The 20021-nt window shown below is 57.6% G+C and carries 17 protein-coding genes; 4 read left to right on the top strand and 13 right to left on the bottom strand.

Going from position 1 to position 20021, the window contains the following annotated elements; translation table 11 throughout:
• The first annotated feature begins 6 nt into the window (after positions 1-6).
• The gene (locus HKD40_RS13875; RefSeq protein ID WP_169196378.1) at positions 7-750 is read left to right on the top strand and encodes a ribonuclease activity regulator RraA; all 744 of its coding nucleotides are present in this window, start codon (positions 7-9) and stop codon (positions 748-750) included.
• 58 nt (positions 751-808) lie between these two features.
• Here HKD40_RS13875 and HKD40_RS13870 read toward each other — a convergent pair whose 3' ends face one another.
• The 5 genes from HKD40_RS13870 to HKD40_RS13850 all read right to left on the bottom strand — a co-directional run bounded on the left by HKD40_RS13870 (position 809) and on the right by HKD40_RS13850 (position 6754).
• The gene (locus HKD40_RS13870; protein ID WP_169196377.1) at positions 809-1324 is read right to left on the bottom strand and encodes a sigma-70 family RNA polymerase sigma factor; all 516 of its coding nucleotides are present in this window, start codon (positions 1322-1324) and stop codon (positions 809-811) included.
• A 205-nt stretch (positions 1325-1529) separates the two neighbouring features.
• Positions 1530-3170 (bottom strand): ABC transporter ATP-binding protein, encoded by a 1641-nt coding sequence (locus tag HKD40_RS13865; RefSeq protein WP_169196376.1) that lies wholly within the window; start codon positions 3168-3170, stop codon positions 1530-1532.
• Positions 3170-4060, bottom strand: coding sequence for an ABC transporter permease (locus tag HKD40_RS13860; RefSeq protein ID WP_349236481.1), 891 nt, complete (start codon positions 4058-4060; stop codon positions 3170-3172). The genes HKD40_RS13865 and HKD40_RS13860 overlap by 1 nt, the downstream gene beginning before the upstream one ends.
• Positions 4061-4126: 66 nt before the next feature.
• A complete protein-coding gene (locus HKD40_RS13855; protein ID WP_169196374.1) occupies positions 4127-5107 on the bottom strand; it encodes an ABC transporter permease in 981 nt (326 codons plus the stop codon).
• A gap of 69 nt (positions 5108-5176) precedes the next feature.
• Positions 5177-6754 carry an ABC transporter substrate-binding protein gene (locus tag HKD40_RS13850; protein WP_200211674.1) on the bottom strand — a complete coding sequence of 526 codons (1578 nt, stop codon included), beginning with the start codon at positions 6752-6754 and terminating at the stop codon, positions 5177-5179.
• 448 nt (positions 6755-7202) lie between these two features.
• Here HKD40_RS13850 and HKD40_RS13845 point away from each other — a divergent pair, with 448 nt between their 5' ends.
• Positions 7203-8114 carry an SMP-30/gluconolactonase/LRE family protein gene (locus HKD40_RS13845; protein ID WP_169196373.1) on the top strand — a complete coding sequence of 304 codons (912 nt, stop codon included), beginning with the start codon at positions 7203-7205 and terminating at the stop codon, positions 8112-8114.
• Between the two features lie 1509 nt (positions 8115-9623).
• Here the strand turns inward: HKD40_RS13845 and HKD40_RS13840 are convergent.
• The 6 genes from HKD40_RS13840 to nrdH all read right to left on the bottom strand — a co-directional run bounded on the left by HKD40_RS13840 (position 9624) and on the right by nrdH (position 15745).
• Positions 9624-10892, bottom strand: a complete 1269-nt coding sequence (locus HKD40_RS13840) for a reverse transcriptase domain-containing protein (RefSeq protein ID WP_169196372.1) — start codon at positions 10890-10892, stop codon at positions 9624-9626.
• Positions 10893-11332: 440 nt separating this feature from the next.
• A complete protein-coding gene (greA, locus tag HKD40_RS13835) occupies positions 11333-11815 on the bottom strand; it encodes a transcription elongation factor GreA (protein ID WP_169196371.1) in 483 nt (160 codons plus the stop codon).
• A gap of 163 nt (positions 11816-11978) precedes the next feature.
• Positions 11979-12953 (bottom strand): class 1b ribonucleoside-diphosphate reductase subunit beta, encoded by a 975-nt coding sequence (nrdF, locus tag HKD40_RS13830; protein ID WP_169196370.1) that lies wholly within the window; start codon positions 12951-12953, stop codon positions 11979-11981.
• A gap of 16 nt (positions 12954-12969) precedes the next feature.
• Complete coding sequence (nrdE, locus tag HKD40_RS13825) at positions 12970-15123, bottom strand: class 1b ribonucleoside-diphosphate reductase subunit alpha (protein WP_169196369.1); 2154 nt, start codon at positions 15121-15123, stop codon at positions 12970-12972.
• Positions 15105-15509, bottom strand: coding sequence for a class Ib ribonucleoside-diphosphate reductase assembly flavoprotein NrdI (nrdI, locus tag HKD40_RS13820; RefSeq protein WP_169196368.1), 405 nt, complete (start codon positions 15507-15509; stop codon positions 15105-15107). Before nrdI ends, nrdE begins: the two co-directional genes overlap by 19 nt.
• Before the next feature lie 14 nt (positions 15510-15523).
• On the bottom strand, positions 15524-15745 hold the full coding sequence (gene nrdH / locus HKD40_RS13815; protein WP_169196367.1) for a glutaredoxin-like protein NrdH: 222 nt from the start codon (positions 15743-15745) through the stop codon (positions 15524-15526).
• Positions 15746-16251: 506 nt separating this feature from the next.
• Here nrdH and HKD40_RS13810 point away from each other — a divergent pair.
• A complete protein-coding gene (locus HKD40_RS13810; protein ID WP_169196366.1) occupies positions 16252-17268 on the top strand; it encodes a Gfo/Idh/MocA family oxidoreductase in 1017 nt (338 codons plus the stop codon).
• On the opposite strand, the gene HKD40_RS13805 is transcribed toward HKD40_RS13810, so the two are convergent.
• Complete coding sequence (locus tag HKD40_RS13805) at positions 17269-18282, bottom strand: pseudouridine synthase (protein WP_169196365.1); 1014 nt, start codon at positions 18280-18282, stop codon at positions 17269-17271. It lies immediately after the preceding gene.
• A 146-nt stretch (positions 18283-18428) separates the two neighbouring features.
• Between HKD40_RS13805 and HKD40_RS13800 the strand changes: the two genes are divergently transcribed.
• Positions 18429-19646, top strand: a complete 1218-nt coding sequence (locus HKD40_RS13800; protein ID WP_169196364.1) for an MFS transporter — start codon at positions 18429-18431, stop codon at positions 19644-19646.
• Here HKD40_RS13800 and HKD40_RS13795 read toward each other — a convergent pair whose 3' ends face one another.
• The gene (locus tag HKD40_RS13795) at positions 19647-19934 is read right to left on the bottom strand and encodes a hypothetical protein (RefSeq protein ID WP_169196363.1); all 288 of its coding nucleotides are present in this window, start codon (positions 19932-19934) and stop codon (positions 19647-19649) included.
• Between the last annotated feature and the right edge of the window lie 87 nt (positions 19935-20021).

The following is a 20021-nucleotide window of genomic DNA, read 5'->3' as shown; positions in this document are numbered from 1 at the left end:
TCAACGATGACCCATACGCCTGATATTACCCGCCCTTCCCAGACCCTTGTTGACGCCGTCCTACACATTGGTGCTGCCGCTGCCTCGTCAACCTTGGCCAAACTCGGCGTCCGCAATTGTCATATTCGTGGCCCGGTCGCGCAGCAGTCGGGCAAGGCCATTGCGGGTCCTGCTTTGACGCTCCAATTCATGCCCAAGCGTGAAGACATTTACGGCGAGGACGAATATTCCGACCCAGAAAAGCAGCTCCACCGCCACGTGCTCTACCATGTGCAAGCGGGCGATATTGTCGTGGTAGATGCGCGGGGCGACATGAGTTCCGGCGTGTTCGGGGATATGATGTCGACCTACTTCAAGGGCCGTGGCGGCGCGGGCATGGTCATTGACGGCGTCTTGCGCGACCGTCCCAATCTTTCCAAGCTCGACATCCCACTGTGGATCAAAGGCTGGACGCCGAACTTCCACACCCAGACCGACCTGATGCCCTTTGCCGTCAACGTTCCCATCGCCTGCGGCGGCGTCACCGTCATGCCGGGCGACATTATCGTTGCCGATGACGACGGCGCGGTCTGCGTCCCCGTCGCCTTGGCTGCGCAAGTGGTTGAATTCGCCAACAATCATCACGAGTGGGAGGACTATTCCCGCATGATGCTCAAGCGCGGCGAACCGCTTCAGCGCTATTATCCCCTGCACAACGATGCGCGTGAAGAATACGAAGCTTGGCGCAAGCTTAACCCGCTACAGCTCTAGCGTCCCTAAAGGGTCTCCCTCCCGGAGGAAGGGTGGCATGCGGATGCCACCCTTCTTTTTAGCTGATCCTTTGGGGGCCTTCGTCGGACCCGGCTTCCCAGCGCCGCAGCGCATCGCGACCGCGCGACAAGCGAGACATGACCGTCCCCGGGCGAACACCGAGCACCCTGCCCGCCTCGTCGTAACTCAGCCCTTCCATCGCCACCAGGCGCACAGCGTCCTGCTGCTCAGGCGGCAAAAGGTCAAACGCCCGCCGCAGCTGGCTCAGCCGAACGCTGTCTAATTGATTGGGCGCCAGCATATGGCTGTTCTGCTCAACGAAATCCCGCTCGCGCGCTCTGCCACTATGGCCCGAACGCAGCTGGTCGATGTGTAGATTATGGAGGATGGCGAGCAGCCACTGTTTTAGATTGCGCGAAGGGTCGTAGGTGGCGCGTCGCTCGATGGCACGGAGCAAAGTATCATGCACCAGATCGTCAGCATCAATCGGATGTCGCGTGAGCCTCAGCGCATAGCGCCTCAAAATCGGCACAGCACTTAATATCTCAAAATCGCTTGTGTCTAACCGCCCCATCAGCCCCCCAGCTTATCCAAGCGCATAGTCTAAGCTGGAGACGGACAACTAGGCAAACGCCTTTTCGCGGCACTCGCCTCCGCTAGACCTGCAGAGACTCCAGACGTAGCGGCGCATTGTCGAGAAATTCTTGGACAAGCGCTTGGCGCGGCAACACAAAATCTATGATCTTCTGTTGCCGCGCTTTTCTATATAGGTCTAGAACTTAGACAACTTTGGAGATGTCCGGCACCGCATCGAGCAGCATCTTGGTATAGTCCGCCTGCGGGCTATCAAAGATCGCGTCGGTCGGCCCCTTCTCCACCAACACACCATTGTGTAATACGCCAACGGCGGTCGACATCTGCCGCACAACAGCAAGGTTGTGGCTGATGAGCAGATAGGTCAGCCCAAATTCGGCTTGCAATTCGCTCATCAAATCCAAGACTTGCGCTTGCACAGAAACGTCCAGCGCCGAAGTCGGCTCATCGCACACGATAAATTCCGGCTGGCTGGAAAGCGCACGCGCTATGGCGATGCGCTGCCGCTGACCACCCGAAAACTCATGCGGGAATTTCCGCATAACCGACGGATCAAGACGCACCTTGGTGAGGAGATCAGCAACGCGTTGCTCGACTTCGCTGCCATTGCGCGCAATGCCCAGCGTCCGCATGGGTTCAGCGATAATGTCCTTCACCCGCCAGCGCGGATTAAGGCTCGCATAGGGGTCTTGGAAAATCATCTGAACGCGCTTGCGCCGCTCTTGATGCCCCGCGCCACCAGCCCAAATGTCGTGACCGGCCACAGTGATGTGGCCCGAAGTTGGGCGCAGCAACCCGACAATCATCTTGGCGCACGTGGATTTACCCGAACCGGATTCCCCCACAAGGCCAAAGGTCGTGCCCTTCTCGATCGAGAAGCTGACATCGTTGACCGCGCGGAATTTTTCCACTTTGCCCGGCAACAGCTTGAAGAAGCCGCCACCGCCAATTTCAAAGTCACGGTGAAGGTTTTTCACCTGCACATAGGCTTTGTCGTCAGCGACAGTGGGCGCAATCGCCGCTGCCCCGTCCTTGCGTTCAATCGTCGGAATCGAGTTGATCAGCTTGATCGTATAGGGCTCGCGCGGACGACGAATAATGTCCCCGACCGTCCCAGTCTCCACCACCGTACCCTGATGCATCACCACCATGCGGTCAGCGGTTTGCGCAATCACGCCCATGTCGTGGGTGATCAGCATCACCGCAGCACCACGGCTCGAACAGAGCTTTTTCAGCACCTTGATGATCTGGGCCTGCACGGACACGTCAAGCGCCGAAGTCGGCTCGTCCGCAATGATCAGCTCCGGCTCAGCCGCGATAGCCAGCGCGATAACCACACGCTGGCGCATCCCGCCCGAAAACTGATGCGGATAGGAGTCGATGCGTTCCGCAGCGCGCGGAATGCCCGCTTCCGTCAGCAGACCAATTGCCTTCTGCCGCGCTTCCGCTTCGGAAAGCGGCAAGTGCGTGCGGATGGTTTCGATCAGCTGCTGACCCACCGTGTAGAGCGGGTTGAGGCTCGTCAGCGGGTCTTGGAAGACCATGCCGATACGCTTGCCACGCAGCGCATCACGCTGTTCGGTCGGCAGATTGTCGATGCGCTGACCATTGAGGAGGATTTGGCCTCCCGCAATATGCCCAGGACGATCGATGAGCCCAATAACGGCGGAGCCGGTCATCGACTTGCCCGCACCGGACTCCCCGACGACGCCGACAATTTCGCCCGGCATGATGTCAAACGACACGCCGTTTACGGCACGGAACACGTCGTCGCGGAATGGAAACTCAACAACGAGGTCGCGAATAGAAAGAACGGGTTCAGGCATTAGCGCAACTTCGGATTGAGAGCATCACGCAGCCAGTCACCAAGGAGGTTGACCGACAGAGCGAGAAGGATGAGCGTCAGTGCGGGGAACGCAAGAATCCACCATTCGCCAGAGAACAGGAACTGCTGGCCGATACGGATCAGCGTCCCAAGCGAAGGCTGGGTCGGAGGCACGCCCACACCGAGGTAAGACAATGTCGCCTCTTCGATGATGGCGAGTGCCAGCCCGATCGTGCCGATCACCAAAACCGGACCAACCACATTGGGCAGCACATGGCGGAAGATGATGAAAATCGGATGCACGCCAAGAATGCGCGCCGCCGAAACATAATCCTTCTGCCGCTCAACCAAGGTTGCCCCACGCACCGTGCGCGCGAACTGCGCCCAGTTGGCCAGACCAATGGCAATAATAAGCACCCAGACCGCTGCGCCTTCCTGCTGATTGGGCGGAATAACGCCGCGCGCAATGCCGAAGATCAGCAGCGCAATGAGAATGGCCGGGAAGCTGAGCTGCACGTCGCAGACACGCATGATGATCGCATCCACCACGCCGCCGACATAGCCTGACACAAGGCCGAGGCCGACACCCATCACCATAGCGAACAACGTCGCCATAATGCCCACGAACAGCGACACGCGCGATCCGTACATAATGGTCGAGAGCACATCGCGCCCCTGACTATCCGTACCCAGCGAGAAATACTTGCCGGACATCGAGGTCGAATTGGGCGGCGTAAAGCCGTCCATCAAATTCAGCGTCGCTGGATTGAACGGATTATAAGGCGCAAGCAATGGCGCAAAAACCGCCATCAGAATAAGCGCCAGCGCGATAATCGAGGCAACGATCGCCACGGGTGAATGGCGATAGGACCAAACAACGTCTGACTTGATAAAGCTCTGCCAACGCGACGGCGCGGCCGCTGGTGCGTCTGGTGTTTGAGGGAGGTCTGTCACGAGTTACTTCCCCGTTCTTGCGCCGTCGCGCAGGCGCGGATCGACGATAAAGTAAAGAATATCAACGATGAGGTTGATAATAACGAACACCAGCGCCACGAAGACGAGGTATGCAGCCATGACCGGCACGTCGACGGCGGCGACCGAATTGACGAAGAGCGAACCCACGCCCGGCCACTGGAACACCGTCTCGGTGATAATTGCGAAAGCGATCACCGAACCCAGCTGAAGCCCCGTGATGGTAATCACCGGCACCATGGTGTTTTTGAGCGCATGGCCAAAGTTGATGGCACGCTTGGAAAGGCCCCGAGCGCGCGCAAACCGGATGTAGTCCGTGCGCATCACTTCCAGCATTTCCGCGCGTACAAGGCGCATGATCAGCGTCAATTGGAACAGCGACAGCGTAATCGCCGGCAGAATAATTGAGCGCAGGCCCGATTGGGTCAGCAGCCCGGTTTTCCACCAACCGAGCTCGACAACTTCGCCACGACCGAACGAAGGCAGCCATTTGAGCTCGACCGCGAACACATAGATCAGGCCAATACCAATAAGGAAGGTCGGCAAGGATACGCCCACCAGCGACAGCGTCATGATCACGCCGGTCGAAAACGCCTTTTGGCGCAGGGCGGTGTAGATGCCGAGCACAACACCACCCACCAGAGCGATGATGGACGAGGCGAAAGCCAATTCGATGGTTGCGGGCAAGCGATCGAGGATGAGCTGGCTGACCGGCTGCTGCAGCCGATAGGAAATGCCAAACTGCCCCTGAAGTGCGTTCACCACGAAATGGAAAAACTGGACATAGAAGGGCTCGTTTAGACCAAGCCGTTCACGAGCCGCGTCATAATCCGCTTGTTTTGCGTCCTGGCTCAGCAAAGCTGCGAGCGGGTCGCCGACGTAACGGAAGACGAGGAAGGCAATAAACGCCACGACGAGCATGACGAGGACGGATTGCAGAAGTCGTCGGGCAATAAAGGCGAGCATGTGGCTCCCTCAAAATACGAACCGCCGCGGAAGAACTCTCTTCACGCGGCGGCCTTGGATTGCAGGAAGTTAGTCGAAGGTGACCGTAGTCATGTTCGGCTGGTTTTCCGGCTGAACAGCCAGGGTCACGCCATCACGCATTGCGTATGCGAGCACCTGGTTGTGGATCGGCATGAGCACGCGATCTTCCTTCACGACCTTCCAGATTTCGGCAATGGTCGCATCGCGCTGTTCGATGTTGTCCATGGTGCCGAGCGCGATGATCTTCTCATCGAGTTCTGGGTTGGTGTAGAGGCCGACGTTATAGGTGCCGTGCAGATCAGTCTTGGAGTGGACGAGGTCGTTGAAGACATAGGCCGAGTCAAATGTCGGAACGCCCCAACCGAGCAGGTAGAAGTCCGACTTGTTCGCCAAGATGATCGGGCTGTGTTCAGCCACTGGACGCGATGCCAGCGTCACCTTGATGCCGATCTGGCCGAGCATGCCGACATAAGCGGTCGAGATCGCTTCGTCGTTCACGTAACGGTTGTTTGGCGTATCGAGCGTCACGGTAAAGCCGTTCGGGTAGCCAGCTTCAGCCATAAGGGCCTTCGCCTTTTCCACGTCTGGCTTCGGATAAGCGTCGAGTTCTGGCGTCCAACCGTTCACGAACGGAGGGTTCGGGATACCGGTCGGGATCGACTGGCCGCGCATCACAACCTGCTTGATCGCATCACGATCGAGCGCAAGCTCCATCGCTTCACGAACCTTCGGATTGTTGAAGGGGTTGCTGTCCTTGATGTCGGACGAAGCCAGTGGCTCTTCACCAAAGCGATAGCCGAAATAGATGAAGCGGTTTTCTGGGCCGATTTCGACCTTAAAACCTTCGGTATTGCTCAGACGATCGATGTCTTGTGGCGGAACGTCCTGAACGATATCGACTTCACCCGAGAGCAGTGCCGAAACGCGGGTCTGCGCGTCAGCGATCACCAGATATTCGATCTTGTCGACCGCAGGCTTTTCGCCCCACCAGCCGGCGTTGTAATCAAGCACGGTCTTCACGTCGACTTCGCGCGAAGCGAGCGTGTATGGACCGGTACCATTGGTGTTGAGCACCGAGTAGTTGCTCGCGCCAGCGGCAAAGTCCTGCACCACAGCCAGATCATGTTCATCGGACCAGGTCTTGTCCATGATGAAGGTGTTGGTGAGGTTGTTTGGGTAGATCAGGGCTGGGCCCTTCATCTGGAATTCGACGGTGTAATCGTCGACCGCAGCAACCGAAACCACTTCGGCATGCAGCTGCTTCATGTTCGAGAACTCGCTCTTGGCGCGTTCAATCGAGTAGATCACGTCTTCAGCGGTGAAGTCGTTGCCGTTGTGGAATTTGACGCCTTCACGCAGCTTGAACACCCAAACTGTTGGGTCGCCTTCCTTGAGGGCCCACTCTGTCGCCAAACGTGGCGTCAGAGCGCCGTCATTGGCGCGGCCGAGCAGCGTTTCATAGATGTGGTGGGAAAGAGTGTGGGTATTCCCTTGGTTCTGCGAGTGCGGATCCATAGTCAGCGAGTCCGAGGAACGCGCCCAGCGAATGGTTTCCGCGCTGGCCACACTAACGAGCATAGTGGATGCAGCGAGCACCGCAGCAATGCGGGTGAGTGAAGTGTTCATTAAGTCCTCTCCATTTCCTGAATACTTGCTCTCTCTCGAATGAACTGGAGAGCTTTGAAGACAGCAAAGCCGAAAACAAACGCCAGTGCAATTGCAGGCAATGGGCAACAATATTCAGGAATGTCGGGAAAACTAACCCACATAACCCCATTCGCCCGGATTCGGGAGGGTTATCTTTCGATAGCAGGCCCTAAGATGAAACACATACAAAGCTTGCAACGCATGCTTTGTATACGGAGCCAAGTCCGCTTTTCTTCCAATCGTCCTCAAAAAATAATCATTCGTCTGATTTCGCCGCTTTGAGACCAGTTCAACACAGCACGACCGCAGAGAATCTTTAAATTTTTCAAGTGTGACGCCAGTTCAGCCCCTCTGTCCTGCCTCTTCCATCTGCCCAAATCTCTGTCATGATCAGAAGAAGAGATTGAGGATTCCGGAGGAGACACGAATGACAGAACAAGGCCTCTACACTGTCGTAGATACGCGCTTCTCAGGGCTAATTTTGGGCAATGCCAAGCTCGAAACAATCTACACCGGCTGCCGCTGGGCCGAAGGCCCGGTCTGGTTCAAAGATGGCAATTATCTCCTGTGGAGCGACATCCCAAACCATCGGATGCTGCGCTACATCCCCGATGTCGGCACCCATGTGTTCCGCGCCGATAGCCACTACTCCAACGGCAACACCAGAGATCGCTCTGGCCGCCTGCTCTCCTGCCACCACGGTACCCGCAGCGTCACCCGTACGGAGCATGACGGCACCATCACCACGCTGGCCGACAGTTTTGAAGGCAAGCGCCTCAACTCGCCCAATGACCTTGTCGTCCATTCCAATGGCAGCGTCTGGTTCACCGACCCGACCTACGGCATTCTCTCGGACTATGAAGGTTTCATGGCCACCCCGGAGCAGGCCAAACACAATGTCTTCCGCCTTGATCCGTCAGGCGAATTACAATCTGTTTCCGGCGACTTCACCCAGCCCAATGGCCTCGCCTTCTCGCCCGACGAAAAGCTGCTTTATGTCGCCGATAGCGGCTCCAGCCACGATGAAAACGTGCCGCGCCGCATCACCATCTTTGACGTCATCGACGGCCGCCTCTTGGCCAATGGCCGCAAATTCTGTGATTTGAAATTCGGCATTCCCGACGGCCTGCGCACCGACACTTTTGGCAATGTCTGGACCAGCGGCGGCAACGCCGTGCACTGCTACTCCCCCGACGGCACGCTCCTGGGGCGCATCAACATCCCCGAGACCGTGTCCAACCTCACCTTCGGCGGCCCGCGCGGCAATCAGCTCTTCATCACGGCCACGACCTCGGTCTACGCAATCTTCGTCAACGCCAAAGGCGCACAGGTGCCTTAAGCTCCGCGCCCCACCACACCGTCAGTGCTCGTCCTGATGGGGCAATCCAGCCCAACGCCGCCACGCTCTGGATCACCCGGACAAGCCGGGTGATGACGACGGGAGAGAGTGTGCTCAGAAGAGCAACGGCCGTTGTCTGAGCAATAGCTCGCCACACCACAGGGCCAACTCCTCCCCCTTTCCAGGGGGAAGCTGGGTGGAGGTACTCCTCGCCAGCCAGCCTGTCACCCTCGCCAAAGCGAGGGCCTCTGTTTCGCTTCCGCATACACCAGCGCAACGAACGAACACCACTGCCCCGTCATTGCCCGACTTGATCGGGCAATCCAGCCCAACGCTGGCCATACTCTGGATCACCCGGACAAGCCGGGTGATGACGCTGCGAAGAGCCAACACTCAAAAGCCCCGGCTTCCATTGCCGCACAGCCCCTTCGCCTCCCTCCCCCTTGCGGGGAGGGACTGAGGGTGGGGGTCGGCGTGCGCCACACCCCGGCACCCTCGGGCCCGACCCGAGGTCTCAACACTTTGCCCCACCACCAGCCTGTCACCCTCGCGAAAGCGAGGGCCTCTGCGTCCCCTCAGCAATCACCGGCCCAGCCCCTCCCCCTAACAGGAGGAGGCTGGGTGGGGGTACGCCTCGCCAGCAAGCCTGTCACCCTCGCCAAGCGAGGCCTCCTTTCCGCTGCCGCAATCACCGGCCCAGCCCCTTCCGCCGAGTTTGGGGGAGGTTGGGTGGGGGTAACGCTCCGCAAAAACAGGCCCAGCGCCCGCGCCCCGTCATTGCCCGACTTGATCGGGCAATCCAGCCCAACGCCGCCGCGATCTGGATCACCCGGTCAAGCCGGGTGATGACGAAGTGAAAAGATAACGCCCAAGAGAGCCACGAACTCGCCACGTGCACCGACGCAGCCCCTCCCCTTAGCAAGGGGAGGCTGGGTGGGGATGCGCCCCGCACACCCAACTCGTCACCCTCGGGCCTGACCCGAGGGCTCTGCACTTCGCGATGCCCAAACGCCCACCGCGCCCCCACCCCGTCATTGCCCGACTTGATCGGGCAATCCGGCCCAACGCTGTCCATACTCTGGATCACCCGGTCAAGCCGGGTGATGACGACGCAAAAAGCCAACACTCAAAAGCCCCGGCTTCCATTGCCGCACAGCCCCTTCGCCTCCCTCCCCCTTGCGGGGAGGGACTGAGGGTGGGGGTCGGCGTGCGCCACACCCCGGCACCCTCGGGCCCGACCCGAGGTCTCAACACTTTGCCCCACCACCAGCCTGTCACCCTCGCGAAAGCGAGGGCCTCTGCGTCCCCTCAGCAATCACCGGCCCAGCCCCTCCCCCCCAACAGGGGGACGTTGGGTGGGGTAACACTCCGCAAAAACAGGCCCAGCGCCTGCGCCCCGTCATTGCCCGACTTGATCGGGCAATCCAGCCCAACGCCGCCACGCTCTGGATTACCCGGTCAAGCCGGGTGATCGGGCGAAGAAATTACGCCTAGAACAGCCATCTTGCGCTAGCCCCCCTTTCTCGGCCAAACCAGCGGCCTACGCTGGTACCGGGCGAACTCCTCGACACCCAATAGGGACGCCGCATCCTTGGCGTCGCGACGTGCCTTGATGGCTCGGTATTCGCCGAGGAACGCGCCCACCAAGCGAGCCATTCTGTCATCTACTCGATCAAAAAGGGCATCATCGTTACAGAAGCGATAGTGCTTGCCCCATCCGTGAATTATGCTGTCGGTTCTGCTGATAGTTGCAATTAGGGAATATTTTCGCGGAATAGCTTCGCCTTTTTTCGTCTCCCGCATCACCTTCGCGCTTTCGTTAAAGCGTTTCTGCACATTTTGCTCAAGCCTCGTGATTGCCTTCGCTGACGGGCGTATGAATCCGTTGTTGAACTCGATTCCGAGCCATTCAAACTTGTCTGAAACTCGAAGAGGCTCCTTTGAAGACTTTTCCTCAGAAAGGGTCATCCCGAAATCGTGCAAGATGCCGATGGCCAGCCGCATACGGGCATTTGCTGCGGCGGCTGAAGGCGCGAGAATAATAAAGTCGTCGATATATCGGACGCATACACAGTCACCCTCGTTCATGCGCCGATCAAAGTCATGAAGCAGGATATTGCCGAGCAAAGGTGACAAAGAATTGCCCTGAGCAACCCCGATGGACTCAATTGGGAAGGCTTGCGCTTTTTCCTTGAGATCTGCCATGTTTGAGAGTTCGAGCCTAATCGCATCCTCAAACAGAACAACGAACTCAGGATCTTCCGTGACCTTCGAAATGATGTCCGTCACGTGGGGTTTGGGTATCTTTGTGAAGAAGGCACGTATGTCAGCAAATGCCACATGGGTAGCACCATTGCCTATGGCCATTAGCACTGCCTGAACGGCGGCGGGGACTGCTGCGAGTCCATCCTTCTGCTTCTTTATTCCGCCGAAGCTGTTGGGATTTTGAAAATAACAACTGAGTCCAGGCACTGTTTCCAATGCCTCGAGTACCGCTCTCTGGACAATACGCGAACGTAGCGGCGCTAACACAAGCGGACGGAACTTGGCACTTTTACTTCCGTCTGCATTCCTCTTAGCCACGGGAATGCCCTTGGCTTCCGGAAATTTAAAACTTCCGGCAGAAAGTTGACCACTGAGTACGTTGATGTTTTTCTGCGGATCGGCCGCGAATTTGTCAATCTCAGCACGCACGTCGAGCGAAGTAGACGTTTGTGCATTATCTTGGATAACGCGCCATGCTTTGTGCAGAGTTGCCTTGCTCTGCACGAACTTCATGAGAAGTGATCGCGGTTTCAAATGTCCTAAGGGTCCTGTTTGTGAGCCCACCCGTCCGACAGGCGCTGACCACTGCAGAGGTACGTTGCCGCCCATTCTGCGCGGATGAGACCGTGACCTGCGCCACCGCCTCGCCGCCGCACTCCAAATCGAACGCACTGGATAAACCAGCCGCAGAAATGAAGGCGAATGCTCAGAATCAAAGTATCTCACAAGTCACAGATGCTCTTCAAGTATTCTTGTGAAAACATATCATTATCTACAAACTCAAGAGAACTTAGCCTGAATTTGCTTTGGTCTATGCCTACCCACCGCTAACATGACCGAAACTAGATCGTAAACCACCGCAACAAACAAAGCGCGGCAGCCCTCGAACTAATGCCTCACGCACGCGCGTTCCAGTACGCAAATGCTACGCCTCCCCCTCGTCGTTATACCCCTCACCCAATCCGCAAAATCTCCACCTCACCACCCGCCACGCTCACCACATCGCCTTCCCCCTTCCCCATCAGCGCCCGCGCGACGGGTGAGCTGAACGAGATCGTGCCCGCCTTTGGGTCCGCCTCGTCCTCGCCAACAATGCGATAGGTCTGCACGCGGCCGTCTTCGCGCTCAAAGGTCACTGTCGTACCGAAGGCCACGACAGAGCAATCTACGGAATATTCCACCACCTGCGCCGTGCGAATGCGTTCTGAATAATAGCGAATGTCCCGATAAGGCGACGCCGCTTGCCGACGACGCTCATTGATATCCTCGATCACCATCGCCGTGTCATAAGCGTGTTTGGCCGCCAGCAGCTGCGCCTCCAGCGCCTCCAGCCCCGCTGCCGTCACCAGATTGGGACCATCCGGGATCGGACGATCCGGCAGCATGGTTTCCGATGCCGTTTCAGCACTGTCTTCTTTTGTAAAAGCCACGCTCATCGCGGAAACCTCAGTGAAATATCAGGAACTTCGCACGCCCTAAGGCCCCGCCGCGCCCATACGGCGCCAAGCCAGAGGCCAAACAATGCCAGCCATATGCCCATAATTGGCCAAAAAAAAGCGGACCGAAGCCCGCCCTTTCTCTCTGCTGTATGAGCAGGTCTTAAAATTCCCAGTCTTCGTCTTCGGTGGCGACAGCCTTGCCGATGACATAGCTCGAACCCGAGCCCGAGAAGAAGTCGTGGTTCTCGTCAGCGTTCGGCGATAGCGCCGACAGGATCGCCGCGTTGACCTGGCACGCTTCGGGCGGGAACAAAGCCTCGTAGCCGAGGTTCATCAGCGCCTTGTTCGCGTTGTAGTGGAGGAACTTCTTGACGTCTTCCGAAAGGCCAACGTCGTCATAGAGTTCTTCGGTGTAGCGGATTTCGTTGTCGTAAAGCTCGAGCAGAAGATCGTAGGCGAAATCCTTGATTTCCTGCTTCTTTTCAGCCGACAGCGTTTCGATTTCGCGCTGGAATTTGTAGCCGATATAATAGCCATGCACCGCTTCGTCGCGGATGATGAGGCGGATCAAATCGGCTGTATTGGTGAGCTTGGCGCGGCTCGACCAGAACATCGGCAGATAAAAGCCCGAGTAGAACAGGAAGCTTTCGAGGAAGACCGAGGCGACCTTCTTCTTGAGGCTATCCCCGCTCTCATACTGATCAAGGATCAGCTTGGCCTTGTGCTGCAGGAACTGGTTTTCTTCCGACCAGCGATAGGCATCGTCCACGTCTGGCGTCGAGCAGAGCGTTGAAAAGATTGACGAATACGAACGTGCGTGCACCGCCTCCATGAAGGAGATGTTCGACAGAACAGCCTCTTCGTGCTGGGTCTGCGCATCGCCCATCAGGCGGATCGAGCCGACACCATTCTGGATGGTGTCGAGCAGGGTCAGGCCCGTGAACACGCGGATCGTCAGCTTCTGCTCATGTGGGGTCAGCGTCGCCCAAGACGGTATGTCATTGGAAAGCGGCACTTTTTCCGGGAGCCAGAAGTTCGACGTCAGGCGGTTCCAGACCTCAAGGTCCTTCTCGTCCTGAATACGGTTCCAGTTGATCGCACGGGCAGCAACGATGGGGCGGAATGGTACGTTCATTGTTCTAAAATCCCGGTCAGAGCGCGCAGGAGACGCAACCCTGCACCTCCGTGCCTTCTAGCGCCAGCTGACGCAGGCGGATGTAATAGATTGTTTTAATGCCCTTTTTCCACGCATAGATCTGCGCCTTGTTGATATCGCGAGTGGTCGCGGTATCGCGGAAGAAGAGTGTCAACGACAGGCCCTGATCGACGTGCTGCGTTGCGGCAGCATAGGTGTCGATGATCTTTTCAGGGCCGATTTCATAGGCGTCCTGATAGTACTCAAGGTTGTCGTTCGTCATGAACGCAGCCGGGTAGTACACGCGACCAATCTTACCTTCCTTACGGATTTCAATCTTGGACACGATCGGGTGGATCGAGGAGGTCGAGTGATTGATGTAAGAGATTGATCCCGTTGGCGGAACGGCCTGCAGGTTCTGGTTGTAAAGGCCGGTCAGACGCACCTTAGCTTCCAGATCCTTCCAGTCTTCCTGGGTCGGAATGTGAATGCCAGCGTCTTCAAAGAGCTTTGCCACACGTTCGGTCGCAGGCGTCCATTCCTGGGTCGTGTACTTGGTAAAGTACTCGCCCGAAGCATATTTCGAGTTCTCAAAACCCTTGAAGGTTTCGTTCCGCTCAGTCGCAATCTGGTTAGACGCGCGAATGGCGTGATAGGTCACGGTGTAGAAGTAGATATTGGTGAAATCCACACCCTCTTCCGAACCGTAGAAAATGCGTTCACGAGCCAGATAGCCGTGCAGGTTCATCTGGCCAAGGCCGATGGCATGGCTTTCAGCATTGCCCTTGGCAACCGATGGAACCGAGCTGATATTGCTCATGTCAGACACAGCCGAGAGGCCACGGATCGCGGTTTCAATCGTCGTGCCAAAGTCCGGAGAATCCATTGCCGCAGCAATGTTTAGCGAACCGAGGTTGCACGAAATGTCCTTGCCCATGTGCTCATAGGACAGGTCTTCGTTGAACACCGAAGCGTCGCTCACCTGCAGAATTTCCGAGCACAGGTTCGACATGGTGATGCGACCGGCAATCGGGTTCGCCTTGTTCACCGTGTCTTCGTACATGATGTACGGATAGCCGGATTCAAATTGAATTTCGGCGATCACCTGGAAGAATTCACGAGCCTTGATCTTCTTCTTGCGAATGCGCTTGTCGGCCACCATTTCGCGGTACTTTTCAGTGACCGAGATTTCGGTGAACGGCACGCCATAGACGCGTTCCACGTCATAAGGCGAGAAGAGATACATATCTTCGTTGTCGCGCGCGAGCTCGAAGGTAATATCGGGAATAACCACGCCCAGCGACAGCGTCTTGATACGGACCTTTTCGTCCGCATTTTCGCGCTTGGTGTCGAGGAAGCGCATGATGTCTGGGTGGTGGGCATGCAGATACACTGCGCCCGCGCCCTGACGCGCACCGAGCTGGTTTGCATAGGAGAAGCTGTCTTCGAGCAGCTTCATCACGGGCAGCACGCCCGAAGACTGGTTTTCGATATGCTTGATCGGCGCGCCCATCTCACGAATGTTCGTGAGGCTCAGCGCCACGCCGCCGCCGCGCTTCGAGAGCTGCAGCGCCGAATTGATCGAGCGACCGATGGATTCCATATTGTCTTCAACGCGTAGCAGGAAGCACGACACGAGTTCGCCGCGCTGCTTCTTGCCAGCATTGAGGAAAGTTGGGGTTGCTGGCTGGAAACGGCCGGAGATGATTTCATCAACCAGCGACGTCGCCAGCTTTTCATCGCCGCGCGCTAGGGCCAGCGCCACCATGCAAACGCGATCTTCGTAGCGCTCGAGATAGCGCTTACCGTCGAAGGTCTTGAGCGTATAGCTGGTGTAATATTTGAACGCGCCGAGGAAGGTCGGGAAACGGAACTTCTTGTCGAAGGCGTGGTCAAACAGATCGCGCACGAAGTTGAACGCGTACTGATCGAGCACTTCCTGCTCGTAGTAGCCCTCTTCGCACAGATAGGTCAGCTTCTCGCGCAGATTGTGGAAGAACACTGTGTTCTGGTTCACATGCTGCAAGAAGAATTGATGCGCCGCTTGACGGTCCTTATCGAACTGAATGTGGCCCTCTTCGTCATAGAGGTTCAGCATGGCGTTCAGCGCATGGTAATCCAGCGACTGATCTTGCGCCTGCGACGGACGTTCTAGTGTGAGCTGGTCCAAAACCGTTCGAGTCCCTGTATGACGTTGGCGACATCCTCATCCGTTCCGAGCAATTCGAAACGATAGAGGAGCGGTACGGAGCATTTCTGCGAGACGATATCGCCCGCCAAACAATAACCCGTACCAAAGTTCGTATTCCCCGCGCCGATCACGCCACGGATAAGGCCACGATTACTGGCCACATTGAGAAACCGGATAACCGGTTTCGGCACAGCCCCCTTCCCGTCCCCGCTGCCATATGTCGGCAGCACCAGTACGAAGGGCTCGCTCACCACGGGTGGGTCGCTCGCGGCATCCACCGGCAATCGTACGCTTGGTAAACCGAGCTTGACGACGAAGCGGTGAGTGTTTTCCGAAGTACTGGAATAGTAGACGAGAGAAGCCATGCCCGGGGCGCGGCTTAAGCGAGAGCGCCGATCATATCCGGACGGAAACCAGCCCAGTGCTGATCACCAGCCACCACCACTGGAACCTGACGGTAGCCCATCTGTTCAACGCGAGCGTAGGCATCTGCATCTTCAGAGATGTCGACGATAGTGTAATCAAGACCCTTACGGTCCAACGCACGCGTGGTCGCGGTGCACTGTACACATGCTGGCTTGCTGTAAACTGTAATGCTCATCGATAAACCTCGACAGGTTGTATGACGGGTAGTGAGCAGTTCGGCGAGATCGTCATCGCCCTATTCCGCCCCAGCCCCCGCCGGTGGACAATTGGCGCCTAAGCGATCTCAACCGGCATCCAAATTTGCGCCCGAATTTGTCCTCCCCAACCTCACGGCTCGGTGACAAACGCGACGCAAACTCAACGCTTACAGTTGCGGAATTTCGGTAGGTCTGAATAGTCAGCTTACCGTCCTTCCCTCACTCCAACTCTAGGCGAGCAGGAGTGTCTCAGACGCTATATATAGTATGCCGATACGCTGGCGCTTCAACCGTTCTTCGCACACGACAAGGGCTAATTCGGGCTTGACGGCATTTCGTGATCGGACCCGTTCGAATCGCGGTTCCGTGAAACACCCGGAAGCCCTCGGCTCTTGCCACCGTGAAGCAAAAACATCGCTCTTGATGTATACCAAAACTGTCTCGATAACCTGCCGTATAGCGATACATTTTGAGGGGATGAACTATGGGGAATACGCGCAAACTTCGCTGGGGGATTCTCTCCACAGCCAACATCGGCATGCAAAAAGTCACCCCCGCGATTATGAAATCGGCGCATTCCGAAGTCGTCGCCATTGGATCGCGAAATCTGGACCAAGCGCAGCGCGCGGCCAATAAACTGGGCATTCCTAAGGCTTTTGGGTCCTATGAAGAGCTCATAAGCTCCCCAGATATCGACGCAATTTACAATCCGCTGCCCAATCACCTGCATGTCGAGATGACGCTCGCCGCCAACGCAGCGGGCAAGCATGTGCTCTGCGAAAAGCCGGTTGCGATCACTGCTGAAGACGCAAAGCACCTGCGTACGGCGCGTCCAGACCGACTCATCTTGGAAGCCTTCATGGTGCGCTTCCATAAGCAATGGCTCCGCGCCCGCGAAATCATGCGCTCGGGCGAATTGGGCGAAGTGCGCGCCGTTCGCTCGGTCTTCACCTATTACAATGCCGACCCAAACAACGTCCGCAACAAGGCCGACATCGGTGGCGGAGGCCTACTAGATATAGGGTGCTACCCCATCACGGGCGGTCGCTTCTTCTTCGAGAGCGAACCACTACGGGTAGTATCCCTCGTGGATCGCGACGCCAATTTCGGCACAGACCGTCAGGCGTCCGTCATTGCCGATTTCGGCAATGGTCGTCAGCTTACCTTCCTCGTTTCAACCCAGTTGGCGCCCAATCAATCGCTTGAACTTCTGGGCACTAAGGGCCGCGTCGAACTGATCATTCCGTTCAATGCGCCAGCCGATACGCCAACAGCTGTATTGGTTGATGAAGGCAAGGCTCTTGATGGATCGCTGGCCCGCCGCGAGATCATGTCGGCCTGTGACCAGTATACGGAAATGGCCGAGGCCTTCGCCTTGGCGGCTTTGGGAGAAGGCACCCTGCCCTATGGCGTTGAGGACGCGATCCGCTCGATGCACATCCTCGACGCTATCTTCGAAAGTGAAAAGACCGGTGCCTGGGCACCGGTCAAGAAAGACTAATTAGCGCTTTGGTGGACGGGGTTGGCTTGGGCCGCCCCGTCGATCTGCCCCCGGACGAGCCGCTGGCTTGCCCGGGGTCGGGCGGCCAGACGTTGGGCGACCCGCAGTGGGCTTGCCCCCGACCGGCTTACCTGCTGCACCACGCCCTGCACTGGGCTTGCCCGCTGGCTTCCCTGCACCCTTAAAGCCAAGCTTGCCACCGCCCTTGCCGACTTTGCCTGCCGCAAGGCGCTCGGCGCGACGCGAGCCTTCGGCCCGGCGTTCTGCCAAACGTGTTGGCGAATTGCGCTTGTCCTGCAAAGCACGCGCACCACCAGTTGGGCGCTTCGCCTCACCATCGTCAAAACGCGCGCCGCCAGCGCGAGCCGGTTTCTTGCCTTCAAACTTACGGCCTTCCGGGCGCTTGAAGCCGCCCCCTGCCGGACGACCGGCGCCTTCCGTCCGTGGCGCACGCTCGCGCTCAACAAAACCTTCGGGCATCGGCGCATCGCGCCATTCGCCCGGCGCCAGTCCGTCCACCGTCCAATCGCCAATAGCCCAGCGCACCAAACGCAGGGTTGGGAAGCCGATAGCTGCCGTCATGCGACGGACCTGACGGTTGCGTCCCTCGGTAATGGTCAGCTTCAACCAAGTATCGGGCACACTTTTACGGAAACGAACGGGCGGATTGCGCTCCCAAAGCTCTGGCGGATCAATCCGCTCGACCTTGGCCGGACGGGTCTTGCCGTCATTGAGTTCAACCCCGCGCGCCAGCTTACGCAGCACGTCGTCACTCGGGTTGCCCTCGACCTGCACCAGATAGGTCTTTTCTTTTTTGAACTTCGGCGAGGAGATTTGGGCATGCATCGTGCCGCTGTCGGTCAAGATCAGCAGCCCTTCGCTATCCTTATCGAGGCGACCAGCCGCATAGACATCGGGCACGTCCACGAAGTCGGATAGGGTCTGCTCCCCGTCGCCATTGGTGAATTGGGTAAGCACCCCATAGGGCTTGTTGAGGAGTATAAGACGCGCCATCGACCTGACCAATAATGAATTGCCCCCTTAGTGCGGGTCCTGCGCCACAAATGGAAGCAAAATTCTTCTCATTCACACGCTAGACAGGTCCAAATAACGAGCGCTTGATCGCCACCGGCGCCAGAAAGCTTTTGGGAGGGGCAAAAATGGAACGTCATTACGGTTGGGTCATCGTTGCGGCGGGGGCCGTAATTACCTGCCTCGCAATGGGTGCCATGTTCGCCCTGCCCGTATATCTCCAACCTATGGCAGACGAAACCGGCTGGTCTCGAGCGGGGATTTCCGGCGCCATGACTGTTGGCTTTATCGTCATGGGTATCGCTGGCTTTGTCTGGGGCACCATCACCGATCGCATTGGCGCTCGACCCGTTATCGTCACCGCTGCGGTCATTCTCGGACTAGGCCTCTTCATCGCCAGCCTCACAGAAAATCTACTCGTCTTTCAATTCGCTTACGGCGGACTTGTCGGCGCCGCAGGTGGCGCTTTCTTTGCGCCCTTGATCGCCACCACATTGGGCTGGTTCGACAAAAACCGCAGCCTTGCTGTGTCGCTCGTCACCCTGGGCGCAGGGGTCGCGCCCATGACCATGACGCCGCTCGCCACCATATTGATAGAAGCAATTGGCTGGCGGCAGTCGATGGCCGTCATCGGTCTGACCGCCGTGGCCGTCATCATTCCCTTAGGATTTCTCATCCGCAGCGCACCGCACGTGCAGTTGCAACCATCGAGCAGCGACATTGCTCCGGCTGCAAAAGAACCCAGCCGTATTGGCGAAATCTTCCGCACACCGCAGTTCATCATTCTCGCAGGCGTGTTCTTTCTCTGCTGCGCCGCTCATTCTGGCCCGATCTTTCACACGGTCAGCTACGCCATATTGTGCGGGGCGACGCCTTTAGCGGCGGCAAGCATCTATAGTGTTGAGGGCCTGGCCGGGCTCGGCGGGCGCGTTCTCTTTGGCCTTATGGGAGACAAGCTCGGCGTGCGTCGCGTTATCGTCGGCGGCCTAGCGCTACAAGCGATCGGCATCTATTGCTATATTTACGTCACCGAGCTGCAGCACTTCTACATGCTGGCCGTCGTTCTCGGCCTCGTCTACGGCGGCGTGATGCCGCTCTATTCCGTTCTGGCGCGCGACTATTTCGGCCCCAAAGTTATGGGCACCGTGCTAGGCGGCATAACCATGACCTCCTCTATAGGCATGGCTTTCGGCCCGGTCGGCGGCGGGTATCTCTACGACACCTATGGCAGCTACCACTGGCTCTATATCGCCTCGGCTGCTGTTGGTGTTGGCGCAGCTCTGCTGGCTCTGGTGTTCCCGCCTAAATCAACCAATGACGATTTGGCAACGCCGCAACCGGCCTGATCACCAGCTCGGCGGCCAATAGACATTGTCGGCAAAATCACTCGGAATGGGCGACATGCGCGAAAGTGCATTCGCCGCGAGATCGATCTCCTTGCACTGCCGCTGCACCCGCATGGGCATCGGATTGCCCGAGACATATTCTTCCATCTGCCATTGCTCGATATTCAGTACCGCTTTGCGACGCCGCGCTTCGGCAAAAACCTCTTCTATGCCGATAAGCCGATTAGCAGCGACAAATTGGCCGTTCTCGGTCCACTCGCGCCTATTCACGAAGTCAGTATAACGCATAACAAACACCCCAGTACGAAGGTGATTTCACGCCGAAAGTCTTACTGAATACCAAACGATCCTTGCTTCGTGATCACAACTGCGCTT

It is taken from the genome of Devosia sp. MC1541 (assembly GCF_012847305.1).
Taxonomy (GTDB): Bacteria; Pseudomonadota; Alphaproteobacteria; order Rhizobiales; family Devosiaceae; genus Devosia.
This window is presented reverse-complemented; position numbering and strand designations above follow the sequence as displayed.